The organism is Lysinibacillus sp. AR18-8, assembly GCF_001705465.1.
GTDB lineage: Bacteria > Bacillota > Bacilli > Bacillales_A > Planococcaceae > Lysinibacillus > Lysinibacillus capsici.
The window spans coordinates 1-1,565 of record NZ_MDGU01000018.1 but is presented as its reverse complement, the minus strand read 5'-3'; the positions used below and the strand labels follow the sequence as shown (position 1 = coordinate 1,565).

The 1,565-nt window shown below is 36.2% G+C and carries 1 protein-coding gene; it reads left to right on the top strand.

Annotation, left to right across the window (positions count from 1 at the left end; all coding sequences use genetic code 11):
• The first annotated feature begins 124 nt into the window (after positions 1-124).
• Entirely contained in the window at positions 125-1,291 is a 1,167-nt protein-coding gene (locus tag BFM98_RS15000; RefSeq protein ID WP_066037801.1) for an IS256 family transposase, read from the top strand.
• Positions 1,292-1,565: the final 274 nt, after the last annotated feature.

The window sequence follows — 1,565 nt, the reverse complement described above, 5'->3', positions numbered from 1 at the left end:
AGATGTGTATAAGAGACAGTAGATTAAGTCCATATAATTGTGTAAAAAGAAAAGGGGTCATTTTCTCTCCTCTTGGTTAGAATGTTTTCAACCACGAACACATTTTAAGAGAGGTAGATTAAAAATGACCCAATTACAGTTTAACCTAGACATGGATCTTTTAAAAGATTCCGTTATGAATTCCACTATTGATGCTGTTGTAAAGTCAGCTATTATTTTAGTCTTAAATGAATTTATGGAAAAAGAAAGAGATGCCTTCCTTCATGCATCTGCCTATGAACGTTCTAATGAGCGTCGTGATTACCGTAACGGGTACTATGAACGTGAACTGACTATGAGTATTGGTAAGATAAAACTAAAAGTTCCTAGAACGCGTCATGGTGAATTTTCTCCTACTGTTTTTGACAAGTATGCACGTTGTGATCAGGCATTTGTTCTTTCTATGCTGGAGATGGTTATTAATGGCGTCTCTACACGAAAAGTCACACATATTGTAGAACAACTTTGCGGAGAATCCGTTTCTAAATCTTTTGTTTCTTCACTCACACAGAAACTGGATCCAATCGTGAACGAATGGGCAAATCGTCCATTAAACACCATGTATTATCCTTTTGTTTTTGTAGATGCCATGTACATAAAAGTACGTGAACATCAACGTGTCGTATCAAAAGCTGTTTATATCGCTACGGCCATTACGGAAGAAAATAAACGCGAAATTATCGGTTTAAGTGTGGATCATGTTGAAAGTTTTGATAGTTGGAGCTCTTTTTTTAAACAACTCAAATCACGTGGACTTCAATCACCTCAACTAGTGATTTCAGATGCTCATCAAGGGCTTCAAAAAGCGATACAGCGTGAGTTTATCGGCACTGCTTGGCAAAGATGTAATGTGCATTTTAAACGAAATATTATCGAGAAGCTTCCTAAAAAAGACTCCGTTGATATCCGAATGATGATGAAGCGCATTTTTGAAGCAGTAACCCTTGAAGATATTCGAAAGTTTAAGGATGAATTAATGGACCAATTTGGAAATAATCCAAAGTACGAAAAAGCTCTTACTATCTTAGATGAAGGTTTCGAAGATACCATCCAATACATGAATTATCCAGCAGATATACGCTGTCATATTCGAAGTACAAATTCACTTGAACGATTAAATCAAGAAGTGCGTAGAAGAGAAAAGGTCATACGAATCTTTCCAAATACGCAGTCTGCCTTTCGATTGGTAGGTGCTATTTTAATGCAGTATCAAGAAACGATTTACTCAAAGAAAAAAGGTTTAACCAAATAGAACAAGTTTTTTTCAACGTATCTTCCATTCATGGAGTATTCCACAAGCAGTAAAGGCTATCAAAGTGAAAAGAGCCTTTGACAGCCTTTACTGCCTGTGGAGATATAAACCCATGGAAGTTACGGGCAAAAAAATGGTAGTGCTGTTAATTGATAAACAAAATTTGGCTACACCAATCAAGCGCTATGAATAAACGCTAGGTTGAAAACTTCTGTATAGAATTTTACACAATAATTAGGACTTGACTCCAAAGGTCTGTCTCTTATACACATCT

Excerpts from the sequence above, each read along its gene's own strand:
- BFM98_RS15000 (WP_066037801.1), top strand. The coding sequence starts at position 125 with ATGACCCAATTACAGTTTAACCTAGACATGGATCTTTTAAAAGATTCC.